Here is a 21,175-nt window from a genome sequence, read left to right as displayed (position 1 = left end):
CCATGTCAGTCCTGACGCCTCCTGTATCTGGTTTCGATCTGAACGTGCCGGTCCTCATCGTCGGCGCAGGGGCGTGCGGTTTGGTGGCCGCACTCGCCGCGACGGATGCCGGGGCGGACGTTCTTGTGATCGAGGCGGATGCAACGCCTTCGGGATCAACCGCTTTGTCCGCCGGTCTGATACCCGCCGCAGGCACCCGGTTTCAGCGCGACGCCGGGATTGAGGACCGCACCGACCTGTTTGCCAACGACATCCAAAAAAAGGCCAAGGGGGAAAACCCGCAAGACCTTGTTGATCTGCTGGCCAGCGCCTCTGGCCCTGTCATTGAATGGCTGGCGGACAGGTTTGACCTGCCATTCTCGGTGGTGACGGATTTCGACTATCCCGGCCATTCGCGCCGCCGCATGCACGGTCTTCCAACCCGCGCGGGTCGTGAATTGATCGACCGGCTGCGAACCGCCTGCGAAGCGCAGGGCATCGACATCATCTGCAACCGCCGCGCCACTGCGCTGTTTGTAAACGGCAATATCATCCAAGGCGTGCGACTGGACGGTCCGACCGGGACCGAAGATATCGGATGCGGCGCACTGGTTTTGGCCTGCAACGGGTATGGCGGCAACCGCGACATGGTGCGCAAATTCATGCCCGAGATTGAAAACGCGGTCTGGTTCGGACACGACTATAATCAGGGCGACGCGGTGACCTGGGGCAATGCGCTTGGGGCCGAGACGCTGCATCTGGGCGCCTATCAGGGCCATGGCAATGTCGCATATCCGCAAGGCATCCTGATCACCTGGGCGGTGATCACTCAAGGCGGCGTTCAAGTGAACCTGCGCGGAGAGCGGTTCTGGGACGAAAGCCAAGGCTATTCAGAAGCCGCCCGCGCGGTGCTGGCACAGCCCGAAGGCGTGGCTTGGACGATATTTGACAGCCGCATCGCCGGGATTGCGCGACAGTTTCAGGACTTCAAGGACGCCGAAGCGATCGGCGCGATCCGAAGCGCCGCGACTTTGGCAGAGATGGCCGAGGTCACGGCCCTTCCGGAAGACGCACTGATCAGAACGCTGGCCGACATTCCGACGGACGGGCCTGACACTTTTGGACGCAGCTTCCTTGGCGAACCGCTCAAACCGCCATATTGTGCGGTAAAGGTGACCGGAGCCTTGTTTCACACGCAAGGTGGGCTGATGATCAACCAAGAGGCGCGCGTGTACCGCAAGGCGGGGGGCGTGTTTCCAAACCTTTTCGCGGCGGGCGGTGCGGCGGTGGGTGTTTCAGGTTCCGGCGATAGCGGGTATCTGTCTGGGAACGGACTTCTGGCAGCAACGGTGCTCGGGCGTATCGCCGGAACGGCTGCGGCCAATGACATGAAAGAGGACAATGGACATGCTTGATGCGACACATGCGGGTCACGGACCCTCACTTGCCAAATTCGACTGGGAAGACCCGCTGGGCTTGCGCGCCTCACTGACCGAAGAAGAGCGGATGATCGCCGACAGTGCGGCGGCTTATGCAACGGACAAGCTGTTGCCACGCGTGTCCGATATGTACCTGAACGAAGGCGTCGCCCCCGAGATATTCGCCGAGATGGGCGAAATGGGTCTGCTGGGTGTGACCATTCCCGAGGAATTCGGCGGCTTGGGCGCGAACTATGTCAGCTATGGCCTTGTCGCCCGCGAGGTGGAGCGGATCGACAGCGGCTATCGGTCGATGATGAGCGTTCAAAGCTCTTTGGTGATGTACCCGATCCATGCCTACGGCACAGATGAGCAGCGCAAGAAATATCTGCCCGGTCTCGCGGCTGGCACGCTGATCGGATGTTTCGGCCTGACAGAACCAGAGGCCGGGTCCGACCCTGCGGGCATGAAGACCGTCGCCAAGAAGACCGACGGTGGCTATGTCCTTAACGGTGCGAAGATGTGGATCTCGAACAGCCCGATTGCGGATGTGTTCGTCGTCTGGGCCAAGTCCGACGCACATGGCGGCAAGATCAAGGGCTTCGTGCTTGAGAAGGGCATGAAGGGCCTGTCCGCGCCCAAGATCAACGGCAAGCTGTCGCTGCGTGCGTCGATCACCGGCGAGATCGTGATGAAGGATGTCGAGGTCGGCGAAGATGCGCTGCTGCCGGATGTCGAGGGCCTCAAGGGGCCGTTCGGGTGTCTGAACCGCGCGCGCTATGGCATCGCATGGGGTGTGATGGGCGCCGCCGAAGACAGCTGGCATCGCGCACGGTCCTACGGCTTGGACCGCGTGCAGTTTGGCAAGCCTTTGGCACAGACGCAGCTTTTCCAAAAGAAACTGGCCGACATGCAGACAGAGATCACGCTGGGCCTGCACGCTGCGTTGCAGGTCGGTCGGATGCTGGATGCGGGCACCGCCGCGCCCGAGGCGATCAGCCTGATCAAGCGCAACAATTGTGGCAAGGCCTTGGAGATCGCGCGCCATGCCCGCGACATGCATGGAGGCAATGGCATCATGGCGGAATATCACGTCATGCGCCATGCGCAGAACCTTGAAACGGTCAACACATATGAAGGCACGCATGATGTGCACGCCCTCATCCTTGGCCGCGCACAAACAGGGTTGCAGGCGTTCTTCTGATGGCAGCGCCGCTGGAAGGTCTGAAAGTCCTCGAATTGGCCCGCATCCTTGCCGGGCCGATCGTTGGCCAAACCTTGACCGATCTGGGGGCCACGGTCATCAAGGTGGAAAGCCCCAAGGGCGACGACACGCGCACTTGGGGGCCGCCATTCATTGAACGCGAGGGCGAAGATACACCCACGGCCGCGTATTTCTACAGCTGCAACCGGGGCAAATATTCGGTCACGGCTGACCTGACGACCGAGGACGGACGCGCCTTTGTGCTGAAGCTGGCGCGAGAGGCGGATGTGCTTATCGAAAACTTCAAGGTCGGAGGACTGGCCAAATACGGTTTGGATTATGACAGCCTGAACGCCATCAATCCCGGACTCGTCTATTGTTCGATCACCGGCTTTGGCCAAACCGGCCCCTATGCCGAACGCGCAGGCTATGACTACCTGATCCAAGGCATGTCCGGTCTCATGTCGATCACCGGCGACCCTAAAGGAGAGCCGCAAAAGGTGGGCGTCGCGGTGACGGATGTCTATACCGGCCTTTATTCGGTGATCGCCATTCAGGCGGCGCTGCGGGTGCGAGAAACGACCGGCCAAGGGCAACATATCGACATGAGCCTGCTGGATGCGGGCACAGGCAGTCTTGCCAACCAAGCGATGAACTTCCTTGCGACGGGTCAGTCGCCCAACCGCATGGGCAATCAGCACCCCAATATCGTGCCCTACGAAGTGTTCCCGGTCTCGGACGGCGATATCATCATCGCGTCCGGCAATGACGGCCAGTATCAGCGCCTGTGTGGCGTGCTAGGCCGCGCCGATCTTGCCGAACACACCGACTACCTGATCAACGCTAGCCGGGTGAAGCACCGCGATACACTGGTGCCGATCCTCAAGGCAGAAACGGCAAAATGGACCAAGGCGGGACTGCTGGATGCGCTCAAGACGGTCAAGGTGCCATCCTCGCCAATCAACACGGTCGGAGAGGTCTTTGACGATCCGCAAATCATTCACCGCGAGATGAAGATCGCCCCCCAAGGTGTGCCCGGTGTCCGCACCCCCATTACCTTCAGCGCGTCAAACCTTGCGCTTGACCGCACAGCCCCATCGCTTGGGACGCACACGGACAAGGTCCGCGCATCCGGGTGGTCAATCAAAGACTGACCACCCGGCCTTGCTCAGTTTAGCCGCAGCCCGGTTTCGGGTGCGAAATACGACACCTTTCCCAGATCAAAGGACAGGCGCTTTTGCTCACCGGCGCGGGCTGTGGTTTCTGAATGCAAACGCGCGGTGACGTGTTTGCCGCCCAACTGCATCACAGCAAACGTGTCGGCGCCCGCAGGTTCGACAATGTCGATCATGAAATCGGCCGCTTGCGTCGCGTCGGACCCGCGCAATTCGGGATCAGCAATGTCTTCGGGGCGTACACCAAGGATCACGTCTTCGGGCAGATCGCGATTGTTGATGTCGGTCAAAACAATGGGATCACCTGATTTACGGGAAATCTCGATCCGGGTGCCTTCGGCAGCGCGATGTGCTTTGGCCGGGATCAGGTTCATCGCAGGGCTGCCCATGAAATCGGCCACAAACAGGTTCGCTGGGCGGTTATAAATCTCTGCCGGAGATCCGATCTGCTGGATCACACCGCCCTTCATCACGACGATCTTGGTGGCCAGTGTCATCGCCTCGATCTGGTCGTGGGTCACATAAACCATCGACGCGCCAAGGTTCTGGTGCAGGGCTTTGATCTCGGTCCGCATTTCGACCCGCAGTTTGGCATCTAGGTTGGACAGCGGTTCGTCAAAAAGAAACAGCTTGGGATCACGCACCAGCGCCCGGCCCATCGCAACGCGCTGCCGCTGACCCCCGGACAACTGCCCCGGACGCCGGTTGAGCAATGCTTCGATCTGCAACTGCGCCGCCACCTGCGCCAGCTTGCGGTCCTGCGTGGCCTGATCCACTCCCCGCACCTTCATGCCAAAGGTGATGTTCTTGGCAACGGTCATGGTCGGATACAAAGCGTAGGACTGGAACACCATCGCAATGTCGCGGTCCTTTGGGCTGACTTGGGTCATGTCCTTGCCGCCAATGCTGATGGCCCCGCCGGTGATCGGTTCAAGCCCGGCGATGCAGTTCAAAAGCGTGGACTTGCCGCAGCCCGACGGGCCGACAAGCACAAGAAAATCGCCCGGTTCGATCGACACGTTGATGTCCTTGAGAATCTCCGTGCTTCCATAGCTTTTGTAGAGGTTCTTGATGTCCAGGATCGGAGACATGGGATTATCCTTTCACGGATCCGGCGGTCAGACCGCGGATGAAATACTTGCCGGCGACGACATAGACAAACAGGGTCGGCAGGGCGGCGATGATCGCGGCGGCCATATCGACATTGTATTCTTTGACGCCAGTGGTCGAGTTGACGATGTTGTTGAGTGCGACTGTCACGGGTTGGGTGCCCGCCTGACTAAACGACACACCAAACAAAAAGTCGTTCCAGATCTGGGTGAACTGCCAAATGACGGTCACCACGATGATCGGCAAAGACAGCGGCAGGAAGATCGACCAGAAGATCCGGAAAAACCCTGCCCCGTCCACCTTGGCTGCCTTGGTCAGTTCCGATGGGATTGACACATAGTAGTTGCGGAAAAACAGCGTCGTGAACCCGATGCCGTAGATCACATGGACAAAGATCAGCCCCGGAATGGTGCCCGCAATCCCCATGAGTCCAAGCGTCCGCGCCATTGGCAAAAGCACCACCTGAAACGGGATGAAGCAGCCGAACAGCATCAGCGAAAAGATGATGTTGGACCCGCGAAACCGCCACTGGGCAATGACATAGCCGTTCATCGCGCCCAGCAGGGTCGATATGGCAACGCCCGGAATGGCGATCAGCATTGAGTTCCAGAAATAGGGCTGCATGCCTTCGCATTGCACGCCCGTACAGGCCCCCGACCACGCCGTGCGCCATGCATCAAACGTCACCGCGCGCGGCAGGGCGATGAGGTCGCCCGTGCGGATTTCATCAAGGCTTTTCAGCGATGTTGTAACCATCACGAAAAGCGGCATCAGGTAAAACAGGGCAAACAGACCAAGCGCAATATACAGCACCCAGCGCAGAATGATCTTGCCAGTTCGGCTTTGGCCTTGGGACGGTGACATCGGCACATCAGTCATCTTTTGTCCTCAGCTCTGAATAAAGGTACGGCACGACAATCGTGAAAACGACCATCATCATGATCATGGCAGAGCTTGCTGCCTGACCGATGTCGCCGCGCGAAAACGCCATTGCGTACATGTAGGTTGCTGGCAAATCCGTCGCATAGCCGGGGCCGCCACCCGTGAGCGCGATGACAAGATCAAAGCTCTTGATGGCAAGGTGCGACAGCACAATGAACGCCGACAGAAAGATTGGGGCCATCGATGGAATGATAATCGCGGTGTAGATGCGCCATGTTGGAATGCCATCGACTTGCGCGGCTTTGATGATTTCGCCATCGACAGATCGCAGCCCCGCCAGAAACAACGCCATTACAAAGCCCGAGCTTTGCCAGATCGCGGCCAGAACAATGGTGTAGATCGCCATGTCCGGGTTCACGAGCCAGTCGAACGTAAAGTCCTCATAACCCCAACCGCGCACCATGGCCTGTATGCCGAGGCCCGGATTGAGAATCCATTTCCACGCCGTACCCGTGACGATCATGGAAAGCGCCATTGGATAGAGATAGATCGTGCGCAACGCGCCTTCGGTGCGGATGTTCTGGTCCAGCAAGATCGCCAGCACCAAACCCAGCACCATCGCAATCACGATGAACAGGAACCCAAAGATGAACAGGTTGTTCAGCGCGGTGTCCCAACGCGGGGACGCAAACAGCCGATCGTACTGAATAAAGCCTTCGATGTCATATCTTGGAAGCAGGCGCGATCGCGTCAGAGAGACCCAGGCGGTCCAGACAATAAAGCCATAGACAAAGATCAGAACTGCGATGAACGAGGGCGCCAGTACCAATTTGGGCATGTTTTCTTCAAGCCACTTGGTCATTGGATCTGTCCCTGAAAGTCCCGCCCCAAGCGGGTGCTTTGGGGCGGGAGGTTGCGGTTACATGCTGTTGGTGACGGCGTCGACCAGCATGTTGACGGCATCGTCCGACGACATGTCAGAGTTGAAATGTGCCGTCACAACATCGGTGATTGCACCGGCCTGCGCACCGCGCAGCGCCATGCCATGGGCATAGCTGGGCAGGAGAGAGCCGTTGTCCGAGCTTTCCGTCATATCCTTGGCGGACAGGTGTGCACAGCTGTCGAACTCGTCCAGTGACACGTCGGTGCGCGCCGGGATCGACCCTTTGTTGAGGTTGAACACCTTCTGGAAGTTCTGACCGACGATCAATTCCGCCAGCAGGTCTTGCCCGGCTTTCTTGTCGTCACCATCGACAGTGAACATGGCAAAGCTGTCCACGTTGTAGAGAAAGCCATCACCCGGAACCGACGCGCACAGGAAATCTTCGCCCGGCACTTTGCCCGCGGCCATGAACTCGCCCTTGGCCCAATCGCCCATGATCTGGAACGCCGCTTCGCCGTTCATGACCATCGCTGTGGCAAGGTTCCAGTCACGACCAGAGAAATTGTCATCGACATAGCCGCGCATGGTGCGCATCTGGTCAAAGACGGCTTTCATCTCGTCAGATTTGAGCGTGTCCATGTCGAGATCGACAAATGCCTTGCGGAACCCGTCTGCCCCAAGAACGCCAAGCGCGACCGCCTCAAAAACGGTTGCGTCCTGCCAAGACTGACCACCATGGGCGAGCGGGATGATACCAGCAGCTTGAAGCTTTTCAGCAGCGGCGTTGAATTCGTCCCATGTGTTGGGCATCTCGATGCCGTTGGCTTCAAGCACGTCGGCATTTGCCCAGATCCAGTCAACGCGGTGAACGTTCACAGGGGCTGCACACCATGTGCCTTCGCACTGCATGTGACCCGCGATGGACGCGGGCAGAACATCGGCCCAGCCCTGCGCTTCGGCCACGGCTGAAATGTCGGCCAGAACGCCCTCTTCGTACCATTCCTGGATCGCCGGGCCCTTGAGTTGCACAGCCGTCGGCGCGTTGCCCGAAAGCACGCGCGCACGCAACGCGGTCATCGCGGCATCACCACCGCCACCAGCGACGGGCATATCGGTCCATGTGCCACCCTGAGCGGCGAATTCTTCTTGCAGCACGGCAACCGATTTGGCCTCACCGCCGGATGTCCACCAATGCAGAACTTCTGCCTGAGGCTCTGCGTGACCTACAGATGCGATAAGTGCGGTGGCGGAGACAGCGCCAAAAAATACGGATTTCATGTGTATAGTCCTCCCAAACTCTGTGCCACTTTGGACATCAGGTGTACATGTTTGACGAAACTGGCCTGAGCATTGCAATCACGTCATGGCGGGTTTTCCAAAACCGGATGCAGATTTTTCACACTCTCGTTACACGCTGTTACACTGGACGGGATTTCGTTTCCTGTTGTTACATACAAGGATCGGGGCAGCAGCGCGATGCGCCGCGACGGGAAGAGAGCGACAGGTGGCGATTCCAAGAATCCTTGTGGTCGATGACGACCCCGACATGCGTCAGATGATGAGCCAATATCTGCGGCAGAACGGCTGTATCGCCCTACCCGCCGCAACCGAGGCCGAGGTCCACCGTCACCTCGAAGACGCCCGCATTGACCTTGTTTTGCTCGATGTCATGCTGGGCGATGAAAGCGGGCTTGAAATTTGCAAAACCCTGCGACGCGATCACGACGTGCCGATCATCATGGTCTCTGCCCTGTCAGCCGATCATCAGCGCATGGCCGGATACGAGACTGGCGCGGACGATTACGTGGCCAAGCCGTTCAATCCCGAATTGCTGCTCGCACGGGTGCGGGCGGTGCTGTCCCGGGCGCGGAGGTCCTCATCGCTGATATACCGACGCAGGATTCAGACCTTCACCTTTGGCGGTTGGGTCTATGATGGCAAACAAGACGAAGTGCGATCCCCGGACGGCTATCAGGTGTCGCTGTCCCGCCGCGAGACCGCGCTGTTGAAGGTGTTGCTGGCCAACCCACACATCCCACTGACCCGACAGGAAATCGCCACCGCCCTTGATGTTACCGGCGATCAGGATCAACCCGACGCAACAGGTCGCGCCATTGACGTGCTGGTCGGGCGGCTTCGCTCCAAGATCGAACCTGACCCCAAATCGCCCGAAATGATCCGCACCGAACGCGGCGTCGGTTATGTTTTTGCCGCCGACGTGAAAGCAGAGGACGGAGGATGATGCGTGCGATCCGGCTGCGCACACTGGCCTTGGTCTGGGTGGCCATTGCTATGGTCACAAGCGCACTGTGCACAGCGGTTTGGTTTCAGGCGTCCAAATCGTGGGCAACTCACCTTGCTAACGCGCAAAACGCCGGTCTGATGACCTACGAGGCTTTGCGCACCGGGCAGACCACCTACCCCGGCATCACCATCCGCCCGGTCTCAGAACCAGATGCAGTCTTGGCGGAAAGCGGAAAATTCGAACGGATTTCCAACACGCCGCACCCCGCCTACGTGACCGTGCTGTCGCTGCAAGGCACCGAAAGCGGTTTGCGCCTCGGCGCGGTGTCGGATGTTCTGCGCTATCCGGTGGCGGATATTGAGGCCGACAAAGTGCCCAGCGCGTCAGCGCAGCTTGCAGCGTTGACCCGGCTGTTCGCCACCTATTGCAGCGATCCGGTGCTGTTCGCCCGATATGGCGATGGGCCGTGGCAGCGCATAGATGGGAGCGTCGTTTGGGGCTGCGATGCCGCCCCCCATGACCTGCGGCTGATCGCGGTTCTGCTTGCCCTGATCGCGGTCGGCGCGTTGGTCACCCATATCGGCAACACCACGCAGGCCTTTGACACCTTCGCACAGGCGTTCAGCAACCGCCGCTTTGGGGGCCCGGACAGTTATGAGGCGACGGGGCCGAGAGAATTGCGCGATATCGTGGCATCGCTCAATGCGTTTCTTGAGGCCGAACGCACGCAGCTCGCCAATCGCGCTGCGGTCCTATCCAGCGTGAGCCACGACCTTGGCACCCCCGCCACACGGCTCCGGCTGCGCACTGCGCTGATTCAGGATGAAACCCTGCGCAAAAAGCTTGAATCCGACATCGATTCCATGACCGGAATCATTGAAAGTGCGCTGACCTATACCCGCACCGAAATGAACGCCGAAGCGCCTCGAAAACTGTCACTGAACGCGCTCGTCGAAACGATCGTATCAGACTATCAGGATGTCAGCGAACCTGTATCCCTGACCCCACAAAAAGACGTGGTCGTTCAGGGCGGGCGGTCGCTGTTCATCTCCCGGCCCGGCCAAAGCGTGGTTGCGGCGGGACGCCAGATCATCATCAACGGTCGGCCAATTGCGCTGGAACGGGCCATCACGAACCTGATCGACAACGCACTGAAATACGGACGTAGCGCGCGACTTGAGCTTGAAACCGACGCGCGCACGGCGACAATCATCATTGAGGACGATGGATCAGAGACATCAGCAGAAGACATCGATGCCCTGATCGCGCCGTTCGAGCGGGGCGAAAACACCAGCTATATCAACGGGCATGGCCTTGGCCTGTCTATCGTTGCCACCATCGCCGCCCTACACGGCGGCAGCCTGAGTTTTGAAAACGGGAGAACCGGACTGCGCGCGCGGATCACGGTGCTGCGGGGCTGACCGACTGCGCGGGTTTAACCCCTGGCGTGACATCTCAAGACATCATTGCCGCCCAGTCCCAGGTGGCTTGGCCAAAAACGCCATATCCAGGCGAGCCGGTTGATCGACCGAAGGCGTTTCAAGAAACTTTGGTCATTTTATGAAAACTGGCTGGGGTGGTAGGATTCGAACCTACGGTACACGGTACCAAAAACCGTTGCCTTACCACTTGGCTACACCCCAACTGTGGGGCGCTGTCTACGCCGCTACGGTGGCGGGATCAAGACCCCTAAAACCGAAAAATCACTCACTCTTCCAAGGCATCTTTCTTGAGAAGATCATTCCCCTGTTTTTCGGCCCGTTCGGTGGCCACGATGCGCTCCAATTCCTTGTCCATCGCGGCCTCAACATCGCCCACGGATGCCGCAACGGCAGCCACCGCTGCCGCATCCAATCTTGCTGTTTGAACAGCAGGAACTTCGCTGAGCTCTGGCACGGGCGCGATGGCACCATCACCGACCCCGACAACGCGCAAAGTGGTTTCCGGCATGACAATACCCGCCTGATCAAACGCTGCCATACACAGTCGCCACGCCTCGCTGCGCGCTTTAAGATATGAGGTTTCATGCTGTCTGATCCAGCCCGCGACCTGAAGGATCACAGCGCTGTCACCCAGTGTTTCGATCCACACCGCCGGCGCCGGTTCGTGGATCACAAAGGGCAGCGACGACACGGTTTGCAGAGCAAGATCCTGCGCGCGGGCAAAGTCCGTATCATAGGCCACACCAAGGCTGATCACGAAGCGGCGTTCGTCATTGCGCGTGTAATTAACGATCCGGCTTTTGAAGACAGTCGAATTTGGGATGCGAATGTGATTCCCGTCAAAGCTCAACAGGATTGTCGCGCGGCTGGTCAGGCGAATGACCTTGCCGATATCCCCCTCAATCTCGACCTGATCATTCGGGCGAAAGGGCTGGCGAATCGACAGCATGATCGACGCGATAAAATTTTCGACCGTGTCGCGCACCGCAAACCCGATGGCGAGGCCGATGATCCCGGCCGCGCCAAGGATGGTCGACAACAGCGCGGCAGCCCCAAGAATATCAAGCGCAATCACCAGCCCGCCCAGGATGAACGCAATGCGGATCACCTGACGGTAGATGTCGGCAATGAACGCATTCGGCGCAAGCCTGTCCCAAGGGCGACGCAGCCCAGCGATCAGATATCCAACCGCTACCACCAGCGCGAAGGCTGCAATACCTATGCCGGCCAAAGGCAGATAATTGATGAGCTGTTCAGATCGGGTCCGAAACCGTTCAATGGCCGGATCCAGACGCCTTACAACATCGGTGGTTTCCTGCACATCGTTCTGAATGGTCACGACACCTTGCACCCGTCCCGAAATCTCGTTCAGGCGGGTCAACGCCGCGCCATCAAGCGCGGTGCCCTGCAGGGTCACGATGCCCGAATTGACAGTGACTGTGACATCTTCATAACCGTCCAGTTCGGTCAGGATTTCGCGGATGCGCCGCGCAATGGCCGCGTCTTGGTCCGCACTGTCATCAACAGTGATGGGACCAGTGGGTTGATCCGTGGCCTGCGCATACAGGGGCTCTGCGATCATGGTGACGGCAGACAGGTTCAAAAGCAAAACGAGGCGGAGAACAAAGCCCATGCCAGCAACCTTGCGCCACGGGTCTTTGGGTTTCAAGAGCCGTCGATCCCTAGGCTTGCGTCGTCGCTTCGGGCAATTCGAGCTCGGACAAGCTCTGCCCCATCGCCGGGGACCAGAACACATGTTGCCCGCGCCCAGACCGTTTGGCCGCGTAAAGCGCCACATCCGCGCGGGCGATCAGGGTTTCGGGGTCAACGCGCGCCTCGGATTGGGAAACCGCAATACCGATACTGGCCCCCACTGCAACATCCTGTCCATCGATCTGCATGGGGGCTGACACGGCTTGGATCAAAGACGCCGAGAGATCATTCAGGCGCGTCCGATCATCAAGACCCGGACAGACAATCACGAATTCATCGCCTCCCGCACGGACCAAAAGATCGTCTTGCCGGGTCTGCGCGCGCATAGCTGTCGCCACACGCAGCAGCACCGCGTCCCCAACGGCATGACCCATTGTGTCATTCACCTGTTTGAACCGATCCAGATCCAAGTTGAGCACAGCATATTCGGTATCCGATTGGCCAAGGCGCGCCATTGCACTTTCCAGCGCTCGGCGGTTGTGCAGCCCCGTCAGGCCATCGGTCATGGCTTCGGTTTCCGCCGCAAGTCGCGCGCCGTTCAACCGGGAATTCAGGCTGAAAGACGCGGCCATCGCACTTGATTTCGCTTCTTGCAGGAACAAAAGCTCAACCGCCAGATCGCTGGGGGCAAAATCGCGGGCGGTCAGACCAAAATGCTGCACGGCATCCACCACCGCAATGCCAAAGGACATATCCACGATCACGCCGCCCGCTTGGTCGTCGACCACCAGCCCCCGCAAGATGATACCCGGCTCTGCCCGCAACCTAAGTTTGAGAACCTGTCCCGCCAAGGCACGCAGGCCGCCCATGTCGGACGGCTGAGCGGGCCGCAGGATTTCGAAGGTTTCGAGAAACCGCGTCCCGGTCAGACACCCTGCGCCCAGTTTTGCAACGCTGACCCCAACCTGACCGATATGCCCGGTCATGCCGACGCAGACATGCAACGGGCGCAGCAGCCCCAAAAGGGTCAATGCCGGGATCATGGCGTTTCACCCCTGCCTGCATCGGCCAGTGAAAACCCCCGATCCTCGGCAAAAAATGCCTCAACCACCCGGACATCAATGATCTCTGCGCCGTCACGGATGCCTTGGTGATCCAGCACCGCAAGCGTGCCGTAATCATCCGCCATCGCCCGCAGCAACCCGACAAGAACATGCCCAAAGCCAACAGGCCGTCCCTGACATTGTATCGTAAAGTGGTGGGGGATGGGTTCGCGCACGCAGATTTGCGGAAGATCTAAACCGGACACAGCCAAACGGGTGCGCCCGGGAAGATCATCCAACGCATGCATCAATTCGGAAAAGGTATCACCGCCGAATCGCATGAGGCGGCGAACCGATGCGTGATTCTGATGCGTGATCAGATAGGTGCCGACGTCTTCAAGAATAACAGCCTCAGACCGATCAAGCACCTGCGCGCAACCGCTCAACAGCATTGGAAAGTAGGCCGCATCATATTGCAGCATCGCCTCGAACGAGGTGACATCCAGTTCGGCCAAAGCCACAGCCTTTGCCCAGACATCCGCCCCAAACCCATCCGAGATGAACGCCTCAACCGTCCGAAAAATCAAACCATGCATGTTCTGCGCCTTTGCTTCACCGCGCAGATTGGCATGACGACCTTAACAATCGGCAAACCTGTCAAAGTTTAGAAATCTGTCGGTGCCCCGCCTTCGGCTTTGCGGCGCGCGACGAAATCAGCCAGCTCTTCGTGAATGGCTGCATCCATCGGCGGCGCTTCGAATTCTTCAAGGATCGCTTTGTACACCACATGCGCGCGTTCGGCGGTCCAGACGCTCCCGGCAGCCTCCCAGGCCTCGTAGTTTTTCCAATCCGACAAGAACGGCTGGTAGAATGCGGTCGTATAGCGTTCCTGAGTGTGCTTGGTGCCAAAGAAGTGGCCATTGCTGCCCACTTCGCGGATGGCTTCAAGGCCCAGACCATCATCGCTCACATCACAGATCGCGGGATCCATATAACGGATCATCTGCTGGATCACCTCGCAATCCATGACGAACTTTTCGGGGCTGGCGATCAGTCCCCCCTCAAGCCACCCTGCCGCATGGTACACCAAGTTCGTGCCGGACTGGATCGCCGCCCACAGACTGTGTTCGGTTTCCCACATCGCCTGACCGTCCGGCACGTTCGCTGCACAGACCCCCGACGACCGCAGCGGCAGACCATAGAACCGCGCCATCTGGCCGGTCATCTGCGTCGCGCGCATGTATTCGGGTGTGCCAAAGGCGGGCGCGCCGGATTTCATATCCACATTTGATGTGAAGGTGCCAATGGCGCAGGGCGCGCCGGGACGGATGATCTGGGCCAGCACAATCGCGCTAAGCCCTTCGGCCAGCGATTGCGCAACCGCCCCCGCCATTGTCACAGGAGCCATGGCCCCGGCCAGCGTGAACGGCGTGACAATACAGCCCTGACCGCGCGCGGCACAGCGCATCCAGCCGTCCATCATCGGATAGTCATGCTTCAACGGTGAGGTCGAGTTGATGTTCGTATACATCCGGGGCGTGGCCTCGAATTCTTCGTGGCTCAATCCACCCGCAATGCGCACCATCTCCATCACGTCCTCGACGCGCTCCTTGCCCAGCGAATAGGCATGGGCAACCTTGTCCGTCAGCGTGAGCTTGTCATAGAGCACATCCAGATGCCGGACGCTGGCATGCACATCGACGGGTTCAACCGGGTAACCACCAACGAAATGGATGCAGTTGAAATATTGCGACAACTTAAGGAAATTGCGGCACATCTCGCGGGTGCCGGGCACCTTGCGACCGACCTCCATGTCCCAGTAGTTCGGCGGTGACGACACGTTGCCAAAAAGGATATGCCCGTCACCAACGGTGATCTGGCGCGCCGGGTTGCGCGGCGTGATCGTAAAGGACGGCGGGGCCTTGCCCACCCATTCCATAACGAAATCCCTGTCCATCCGGACGTTTTCGCCCGTCACTGTACAGCCCGCGTCGCCCAGGATCTGCACCGCCTTGGGGTTCAGAAACTCGATCCCCAGCTCTTCGAGAATCACCATCGCCGTGTCGTGGATGCGCTGCACCCCCTCTTGGCTGAGTGGTTCGGTCGGGCGATCAATGTTGACAGGAAGCGACCAAGGAAGCTGTTCGATCACGGACGATCCACGTCGCACGGCATGACCAGAGCGACCTCCGCTGCGGCGTTTGCGTGTGATGGCTTCGGTCATGGAACGTCTCCTGTGTTGCCCCTTTAGCTAGGCCTCACATCGACGTGTTATCCTGCCGGAACACGACTGTTCCCGTCGCTTTTGGGCACTGATGCAAGATCGTCGAACCCAAGCCAGTCGGGCAAATGCCCGATATCGGGCAGCACCACATCCGCATGGGGCGCAAGCACTTCGGCCTTGGCGATGCCAGTCAAAACCGCAACCGTCCACATGCCTGCGGCCCGACCGGCGATCAGATCATGGGTGCTGTCGCCCACCATCACCGCGCGGTCCGGCGCAACGCCTGTTGCCGCGCAAAAAGCATGCAACTGCCCGGGCGCCGGTTTGGCTCCAAACCCGCTGTCCGATCCCGCGAAAAAGTCAAACCGCCCGAGAACCCCGGCAGTTTCAAGATGCGCCAGCGCCGGACGTTCTGCATCATTCGTGACTACCCCAAGCCGCAGGCCCTGCGCCAGAAAGCGGTCCATCAAGGGCGCAAGTGGCACAGCCTCGCGCATGGGCGCGGATTCGGCTTCGTCATTGATCAACCCGACAAGCTCTGTCCGGGTCAAATGCGGAACTGCGGGAAGCAGCGCCTCGACAATGTCATCCGGTGTTCCGGCAATAGCGCAACTGTCCGGGGAAAAAGTCTGGCGGTCCAAATCATAGGCGATCCGCGCGCCCAGTGCGGCGGCGTGCGACCTGTCGCCTTTGGCCAATCGCAATAACAGGTTGGACGCCCAGACGTTCCAGGTTGCGCCAAAATCGAACAAGGTGCCGTCCTTGTCGAACACAATCGCGTCGATCTGGCGGCGGATCATGTCCAATGCACCTGCTGACCACCCGGCAACGCCGCCCGCGCCTGCATCAAGCGGTCATAAGGAATACCCTTGGTGTCACAAAACGCGATAACCCACGCGTCGTCCATCATGAGAAAATCTAGAACCGATGCCTGAAATTCGGTGTTTCCAAGCCCATCCCGAAACGCAGCCTCATCCGCCCCGGTTGAGCCCATGAAAACTGGCAAAAGCTCATCATTTCCAGCCAGCCAAACAATGGCTTCCAACGCTATCTGTTCTGCGCCACTTTGAGAAAGTGTCATTTTTAATCATTTCCCAAACTCTTTTTTAACCAATAGCGGCAATGAATTGGTGATCAAAGTCTTAACAGACGTCACCCGTTCGGAGTTTTCGTGTCCGGTCATGTCCTGATCATAGATGCCCTGTCCAACCGCCGCATTCACTTGCGCGCGCAGTTGGATACCTCAGCCTATGCCGTCGATCTGGCCGAAACGCAGGCTGAAGGGTTGCTGAAAATCCGCGAGGATGCGCCGGACGTCGTCATCATCGCCGACGACTTGCCGGGCTTGCGCCTTCGAAACTTCTGCAAAACCTTGCGGGCGCACAACAAAACCCAGTTGACCACCATCGTGGTTGCGGTCGCCCGCGAAAACCATTCAGCCCGGATCAGCGCCCTGATTGCCGGGGCACATGATGTGATCGACCATCAGTCAGACCCGGCAGACCTTCGGGCGAGACTGCGTAATTTCATGCGGATCAGGCAAACCGCAGAAGACACAGTGCAGCACGGCAACACCGTCTCTTCTCCCGGTCTGGCCGAACCCGTACCCGATTTCATGCCCAAAACGGTTGTGACCTTCGTGGTCCCGAACGCGTCCTCGGACCTTGCCCGCTATATTCCCGCAATCGCTGAAGATACCGGTTTCGAAATCCACCTGACAAATCCCCAAAATGCACGCCGTCAGCAAGAAACGGACACCGACATCCACGTTCTGTACGAGACCGATCACGGCACGGACACGCGCGACCTGTTGGGCACGTTGCAATCCCACCCCAACAGCCGCCACAGCCGCATCCTGTTTCTGACCGACAGGCAAATGGCCGGGGCGTCTCCGCTTGATCTGGGTGCGCATGATCAGGCCCCGCTGTTGGTCTCGGCCACGGAACTGGCGCTCCGTCTCCGGCAATTGGCCCGGCGCAAGCATGACGCGGACCGCGCCCGCAAAACCGCGACCGAACTGGGCGAAAAGGCCTATACTGATCCTGTGACAAAGCTGAACAACCGTGCCGCGATGGAAGCCTATCTGGCCAAGACAGACAGGGCCCTTCTTGAGCATCCTCGTCCACTTGCGCTGTTGCTGGCGGATATCGACCACTTCAAGGCGATCAATGACAATCATGGCCATCCCGCCGGTGACGAAATCCTTGCCCATATTTCAGCACTGCTGAAGGACAATCTGCGGGACGGAGATTTCTTGGCCCGCTACGGCGGTGAGGAATTCCTTATCGTTCTCCCCGACGTTGGCCCTGCGCAGGCGCGCAGCGTCGCGTTGCGGTTGCGCAATGCCGTGGCCCGCACACCCAAAGCCATCGAGGACGGCACCCATGTCCGCGCCACGATCAGCATCGGGGTCGCCTATGCGCGCCGGATGGACCGTTTGTTGACCAAGGATCTGGTGCGCGCTGCCGACAATGCCCTGTTCGGGGCCAAGCGCGATGGACGCAATCGCATCCAACTCGCAACCTCACAAGACGCGCAACAGATGCCCACGCGCAACGCGCACAGCATTGACCGTCACGCATTGTAAGACCGGTCAGCGCCGTAGGCGCTCTGAGAAATTGGCCAACCGCTTTTCGATCCGATCGGCATACGCCGCTCGGTCTGCATCGCTCATCGCTGCGATCCGGTCGGCCAATAGACGGCGGCCCACCTCTTCGCGTTGCAAACGGCGGGCCGATTGGTCCGCCATGGCATTGGCAAATGCAGCGGGATCGAAGGGCGTGGCCCGCAACGCATCAAGGCTGGCTTGCACATCCGCGATCACAGCTCCCCGGTCGCGGCCGCTGTCTGCCAGACTTGCCATAAAATCCCGGCGCAACGCGCGACGGTCCTCTTCGGTCAGGGCACGGGTGTAGAACGAACCAACATCCGCGCGGTTCCGATCTGCCTGGCGATCAGGCCCCCCCAACGTGAGAAAGCCAACGACCCCGCCCAGAACCAAGAGGTTGACCGCAAACGAAGCCAACACTGTCAGCCGCAACCACAACGGGGTTTTTGATGATGTCACCTCCGCCATATCACCCATCCACCAGCAAAAGGTCAAAGGCACCCAGCCCAGTGCCTGTTTCAACCAAAGCGCTTTCTGTTGGGGACAGCGTCATCATCAGATCATCCGTCAGGGTGCCCCCGGCCCAGACACCCACGCAGGCGGTCATGGCAAGCCCGGCAATCGCAGGCCAGCCACCCAGAGGCCCAAGGATGTGTCCCCATGGGGACACCTTTGTTTTCAATGGCATCTCGGCCATCGCATCCGCAATCACCCGCGCCATCAGATCGTCGGGCACAGCAGGTGGCGTCCGGCGCGCGTCGGCAAACACCGCATCAAGCGGATCGTCAAACGGAGGTTTGGACTGTGTCATCTGTATACCCCAAGTCTTTACGCTGGCCGCTCAGAAGTGCGGTCAAAGCCCGTTTGCCGCGCGCGGTCAGACTTTCCACCGCACGCGGCCCAATGTCCATGATCTGGGCAATCTCGGTATTGCCCAAACCGTCGATATGACGCAGCACCACCGCCTGCCTTTGGCGGTCCGGCAATTGCATCAACGCCTCGTCCAGCGCCATGTGCCGGGCCTTGGTCTGCAACTGCGCTTCAATGCCAGGCCGGTCATCCGCAAGATCGAAATCCTCTGGCAACTCGTTTGGCCGCGCCTTGCGCAACCGGTCGATGCACAGATTGGCCGTCACCCGGTAAAGCCACGTCCGCACCAATGCACCGCCCTGCGCATCCCAGGCCGGAGCCTGCCGCCACAACCGCAGCATCGCCTCTTGCGCCACGTCTTCGGCCTCGGCCCGGTCATTGAGCATCCGGACGGCATGCGCAAACACAAGCGGCGTATAGGATGACGCGAGCGTCCGCGCCGCTGAGGCATCCCCGGCGGCATAGGCTTTGAGAAGCGCCGCTTCTGCGGCAGGATCTATCTGGCTCTGGGTCATTCCACCGCGCGGTTGACGTGTTCGGTTCAGTCTATCAGGCGATCCAAGCGCTGCACATGCACCGCTTGGGTCTTGCGCCTCGGGTCAGCGGTCGGAATGCCGCGTGTTGCCCCCGTGATCACTGCGCTTGCCGCGATGATCCTGCATCCGCATTTCTGCGAACTCTTCTGCACTGATCGCCCCGTCATCGTTTGCGTCAAGGCGGTCAAACATGCGCGCGGCCCCGCGCCGTGCAGTGAATTCCTCTTCTGACAGCGCACCATCATCATTCGCGTCCAGACGATCCATCATCCGCGCGACCCTCTCTTGGGCACGCTGATTGCCAATGGCGGCAAGCTCTTCGGCGCTCAGAACACCGTCGCTGTTGGCATCCGCCAACTCGAACCGGCTGGGCGGGTTGGCGAATTCCTCGGCAGAGACAACGCCATCACCGTTTGCATCAAGCTGCGAAAACATCTGTGCGCGCTGTTCGCTGCGCACCGCATCATCCTGTGCGAACACGGATGACGCAGCGCCGGTTGCAACCAAAGCGGCGATAACGAGTGCGGAAACCTGCTTGTTCATTGTCATGTCTTTCCCTTTATCTCCGGCCTATGTGCCGGGTCTGATAACGATTGGACCAAGACGGAGCGTGTTGTCTTGGCATCCACTACGTTTCACGCACCGCGCCTGAGGTTCCGTCGCAAAATGCAAAACTTTTTTCGCCCGCAGCTTTGCGACATCCAGACGCAAGGACAGTTTGACGACTGTTCATCGCCGGGTGCCCCCGTCATTTTGAGATCGGGAGAGCGAACATGACGACATCACATATGACTGAGCAGGACGAACGTCCGACATGGCCCGCCGTGCGCAAAGGCTGGCGCCGGAAATGCCCGAAATGCGGCAGCGGACCGCTGCTGAGCGGATACCTGACAGTGCGCGACAGCTGCCCTGTCTGCCGGCAGGAACTGCACCACCACCGCGCTGATGATGGCCCGGCCTATTTGACGATTCTGATCGTCGGCCACTTGATGGCCCCACTTTTGCACACGGTGTTTGTCACCTTTCGGCCAGAGCCATTGGTCCTGTTCACAATCTTCGCGGTTGGCTGTGTCGCCCTGACGCTCTACCTTCTGCCCAGATTGAAAGGGGCAATCGTGGCCTTCCAATGGGCACGGCAGATGCACGGGTTCGCCGACGGCGCGACCTGATCCTTTCGCCACAGAAAGGGTCGCGCGTGACCGAAGCACCGAATATCGACAAAAGCGCCATCCGGGATGCCGCGACGGTGATCGTCCTGCGGGACCGCGATCATCGGCCCAGCGTGCTTATGGGGCAACGCGGCGCGAAGGCGGCGTTCATGCCCAACAAGTTCGTGTTTCCCGGCGGCGCGGTGGATGTCGAGGATGCGACCGTGCCCTTTGCCGCCCCCTTGTCGGCAGTCTGCACCAGCCGATTGATCGACGATTCCCCACTGGATCGCGCGGCGGCCCTTGCCGCGGCCGCCATCCGCGAGCTTTGGGAAGAGACCGGCCAAATCCTCGGACAGCCGGGTGTTTGGGACGCGCCCCCGGACAATTGGCGCGACTTTGCCGCGCACGGACATCTGCCAAACGCAGCGCCTTTGCAATTCGTGTTCCGCGCCATCACGCCTCCGGGTCGGCCCCGGCGCTTTGATGCGCGCTTCTTCCTGCTGGATGCAGACGAACTGGCCAGCGATCCTGATGATTTCTCGGCAGCGTCGGACGAGTTGGTACATCTGCAATGGATTGAGTTGGACAAGGTGCGCGCGTTTGATCTGCCCTTCATCACCGAAGTTGTTCTGGCCGAAGTGGCCGCGCGTGCAGCGGATCTCAATCCGCCTGCGTCGGTGCCGTTCTTTCGCAACAATGACGAGGAAAGCCTGTTCCTGCGACTCTATGGGCGGCCTCTGTCGGACTAGAGG

At 59.6% G+C, this 21,175-nt stretch carries 22 protein-coding genes and 1 tRNA gene; 8 read left to right on the top strand and 15 right to left on the bottom strand.

The window, feature by feature from the left end:
* Positions 1 to 2 precede the first annotated feature (2 nt).
* From ACSHXH_RS10570 to ACSHXH_RS10560, 3 genes are read left to right on the top strand one after another with little or no spacing between them, the layout of a single operon-like run.
* Complete coding sequence (locus ACSHXH_RS10570) at positions 3 to 1,394, top strand: FAD-dependent oxidoreductase (protein WP_435671755.1); 1,392 nt, start codon at positions 3 to 5, stop codon at positions 1,392 to 1,394.
* The gene (locus ACSHXH_RS10565) at positions 1,387 to 2,601 is read left to right on the top strand and encodes an acyl-CoA dehydrogenase (protein ID WP_435671754.1); all 1,215 of its coding nucleotides are present in this window, start codon (positions 1,387 to 1,389) and stop codon (positions 2,599 to 2,601) included. The genes ACSHXH_RS10570 and ACSHXH_RS10565 overlap by 8 nt, the downstream gene beginning before the upstream one ends.
* Positions 2,601 to 3,755 carry a CaiB/BaiF CoA transferase family protein gene (locus tag ACSHXH_RS10560; protein WP_435671753.1) on the top strand — a complete coding sequence of 385 codons (1,155 nt, stop codon included), beginning with the start codon at positions 2,601 to 2,603 and terminating at the stop codon, positions 3,753 to 3,755. Before ACSHXH_RS10565 ends, ACSHXH_RS10560 begins: the two co-directional genes overlap by 1 nt.
* Before the next feature lie 14 nt (positions 3,756 to 3,769).
* Here the strand turns inward: ACSHXH_RS10560 and ACSHXH_RS10555 are convergent, their stop codons facing one another.
* Genes ACSHXH_RS10555 through ACSHXH_RS10540 form a run of 4 tightly spaced genes read right to left on the bottom strand, consistent with a single transcriptional unit; the run spans position 3,770 to position 7,929 of the window.
* Positions 3,770 to 4,867: an ABC transporter ATP-binding protein gene (locus ACSHXH_RS10555; RefSeq protein ID WP_435671752.1), complete on the bottom strand. Its 1,098-nt coding sequence runs from the start codon at positions 4,865 to 4,867 to the stop codon at positions 3,770 to 3,772.
* Between the two features lie 4 nt (positions 4,868 to 4,871).
* Positions 4,872 to 5,765 carry a carbohydrate ABC transporter permease gene (locus ACSHXH_RS10550; protein ID WP_435671751.1) on the bottom strand — a complete coding sequence of 298 codons (894 nt, stop codon included), beginning with the start codon at positions 5,763 to 5,765 and terminating at the stop codon, positions 4,872 to 4,874.
* Complete coding sequence (locus tag ACSHXH_RS10545) at positions 5,758 to 6,630, bottom strand: carbohydrate ABC transporter permease (RefSeq protein ID WP_435671750.1); 873 nt, start codon at positions 6,628 to 6,630, stop codon at positions 5,758 to 5,760. Before ACSHXH_RS10545 ends, ACSHXH_RS10550 begins: the two co-directional genes overlap by 8 nt.
* A gap of 57 nt (positions 6,631 to 6,687) precedes the next feature.
* Positions 6,688 to 7,929, bottom strand: a complete 1,242-nt coding sequence (locus ACSHXH_RS10540; protein ID WP_435671749.1) for an ABC transporter substrate-binding protein — start codon at positions 7,927 to 7,929, stop codon at positions 6,688 to 6,690.
* A gap of 226 nt (positions 7,930 to 8,155) precedes the next feature.
* On the opposite strand from ACSHXH_RS10540, the gene ACSHXH_RS10535 reads away from it, so the two are divergent.
* Together ACSHXH_RS10535 and ACSHXH_RS10530 are read left to right on the top strand one after the other, a co-directional pair.
* On the top strand, positions 8,156 to 8,893 hold the full coding sequence (locus tag ACSHXH_RS10535; protein ID WP_435671748.1) for a response regulator transcription factor: 738 nt from the start codon (positions 8,156 to 8,158) through the stop codon (positions 8,891 to 8,893).
* On the top strand, positions 8,890 to 10,317 hold the full coding sequence (locus ACSHXH_RS10530; RefSeq protein ID WP_435671747.1) for a sensor histidine kinase: 1,428 nt from the start codon (positions 8,890 to 8,892) through the stop codon (positions 10,315 to 10,317). The genes ACSHXH_RS10535 and ACSHXH_RS10530 overlap by 4 nt, the downstream gene beginning before the upstream one ends.
* A gap of 147 nt (positions 10,318 to 10,464) precedes the next feature.
* Here ACSHXH_RS10530 and ACSHXH_RS10525 read toward each other — a convergent pair.
* From ACSHXH_RS10525 to ACSHXH_RS10495, 7 genes are all read right to left on the bottom strand, one after another.
* Positions 10,465 to 10,539 (bottom strand) — tRNA-Gln (locus tag ACSHXH_RS10525).
* A 64-nt stretch (positions 10,540 to 10,603) separates the two neighbouring features.
* Positions 10,604 to 12,007 carry a mechanosensitive ion channel domain-containing protein gene (locus ACSHXH_RS10520; protein ID WP_435671746.1) on the bottom strand — a complete coding sequence of 468 codons (1,404 nt, stop codon included), beginning with the start codon at positions 12,005 to 12,007 and terminating at the stop codon, positions 10,604 to 10,606.
* 13 nt (positions 12,008 to 12,020) lie between these two features.
* On the bottom strand, positions 12,021 to 13,034 hold the full coding sequence (locus ACSHXH_RS10515) for a diguanylate cyclase domain-containing protein (protein ID WP_435671745.1): 1,014 nt from the start codon (positions 13,032 to 13,034) through the stop codon (positions 12,021 to 12,023).
* Positions 13,031 to 13,630: a heme NO-binding domain-containing protein gene (locus ACSHXH_RS10510; protein ID WP_435671744.1), complete on the bottom strand. Its 600-nt coding sequence runs from the start codon at positions 13,628 to 13,630 to the stop codon at positions 13,031 to 13,033. Before ACSHXH_RS10510 ends, ACSHXH_RS10515 begins: the two co-directional genes overlap by 4 nt.
* Positions 13,631 to 13,698: 68 nt before the next feature.
* The gene (locus ACSHXH_RS10505) at positions 13,699 to 15,258 is read right to left on the bottom strand and encodes a trimethylamine methyltransferase family protein (RefSeq protein WP_435671743.1); all 1,560 of its coding nucleotides are present in this window, start codon (positions 15,256 to 15,258) and stop codon (positions 13,699 to 13,701) included.
* Between the two features lie 47 nt (positions 15,259 to 15,305).
* On the bottom strand, positions 15,306 to 16,058 hold the full coding sequence (locus ACSHXH_RS10500; RefSeq protein WP_435671742.1) for an HAD family hydrolase: 753 nt from the start codon (positions 16,056 to 16,058) through the stop codon (positions 15,306 to 15,308).
* Entirely contained in the window at positions 16,055 to 16,339 is a 285-nt protein-coding gene (locus tag ACSHXH_RS10495; protein WP_435671741.1) for a DUF3572 domain-containing protein, read from the bottom strand. The genes ACSHXH_RS10500 and ACSHXH_RS10495 overlap by 4 nt, the downstream gene beginning before the upstream one ends.
* 90 nt (positions 16,340 to 16,429) lie before the next feature.
* Here ACSHXH_RS10495 and ACSHXH_RS10490 point away from each other — a divergent pair, with 90 nt between their 5' ends.
* A complete protein-coding gene (locus ACSHXH_RS10490; RefSeq protein ID WP_435671740.1) occupies positions 16,430 to 17,845 on the top strand; it encodes a diguanylate cyclase in 1,416 nt (471 codons plus the stop codon).
* A 6-nt stretch (positions 17,846 to 17,851) separates the two neighbouring features.
* Here the strand turns inward: ACSHXH_RS10490 and ACSHXH_RS10485 are convergent, their stop codons facing one another.
* The 4 genes from ACSHXH_RS10485 to ACSHXH_RS10470 all read right to left on the bottom strand — a co-directional run bounded on the left by ACSHXH_RS10485 (position 17,852) and on the right by ACSHXH_RS10470 (position 19,815).
* On the bottom strand, positions 17,852 to 18,334 hold the full coding sequence (locus tag ACSHXH_RS10485; RefSeq protein WP_435671739.1) for a periplasmic heavy metal sensor: 483 nt from the start codon (positions 18,332 to 18,334) through the stop codon (positions 17,852 to 17,854).
* Position 18,335: 1 nt separating this feature from the next.
* Positions 18,336 to 18,677, bottom strand: coding sequence for a hypothetical protein (locus tag ACSHXH_RS10480; protein WP_435671738.1), 342 nt, complete (start codon positions 18,675 to 18,677; stop codon positions 18,336 to 18,338).
* The gene (locus ACSHXH_RS10475) at positions 18,652 to 19,251 is read right to left on the bottom strand and encodes a sigma-70 family RNA polymerase sigma factor (RefSeq protein WP_435671737.1); all 600 of its coding nucleotides are present in this window, start codon (positions 19,249 to 19,251) and stop codon (positions 18,652 to 18,654) included. Before ACSHXH_RS10475 ends, ACSHXH_RS10480 begins: the two co-directional genes overlap by 26 nt.
* Positions 19,252 to 19,335: 84 nt before the next feature.
* Positions 19,336 to 19,815 carry an EF-hand domain-containing protein gene (locus ACSHXH_RS10470; RefSeq protein WP_435671736.1) on the bottom strand — a complete coding sequence of 160 codons (480 nt, stop codon included), beginning with the start codon at positions 19,813 to 19,815 and terminating at the stop codon, positions 19,336 to 19,338.
* 230 nt (positions 19,816 to 20,045) lie between these two features.
* Between ACSHXH_RS10470 and ACSHXH_RS10465 the strand changes: the two genes are divergently transcribed.
* A complete protein-coding gene (locus tag ACSHXH_RS10465; protein ID WP_435671735.1) occupies positions 20,046 to 20,441 on the top strand; it encodes a DUF983 domain-containing protein in 396 nt (131 codons plus the stop codon).
* Positions 20,399 to 21,172: an NUDIX hydrolase gene (locus ACSHXH_RS10460; RefSeq protein ID WP_435671734.1), complete on the top strand. Its 774-nt coding sequence runs from the start codon at positions 20,399 to 20,401 to the stop codon at positions 21,170 to 21,172. The genes ACSHXH_RS10465 and ACSHXH_RS10460 overlap by 43 nt, the downstream gene beginning before the upstream one ends.
* The last annotated feature ends 3 nt before the right edge of the window (positions 21,173 to 21,175 follow it).

The organism is Marivita sp. (assembly GCF_051251565.1).
Classification (GTDB): Bacteria; Pseudomonadota; Alphaproteobacteria; order Rhodobacterales; family Rhodobacteraceae; genus Marivita.
The sequence above is the reverse complement of the archived record's forward strand: the minus strand, read 5'-3'. Positions and strand labels throughout refer to the sequence as shown.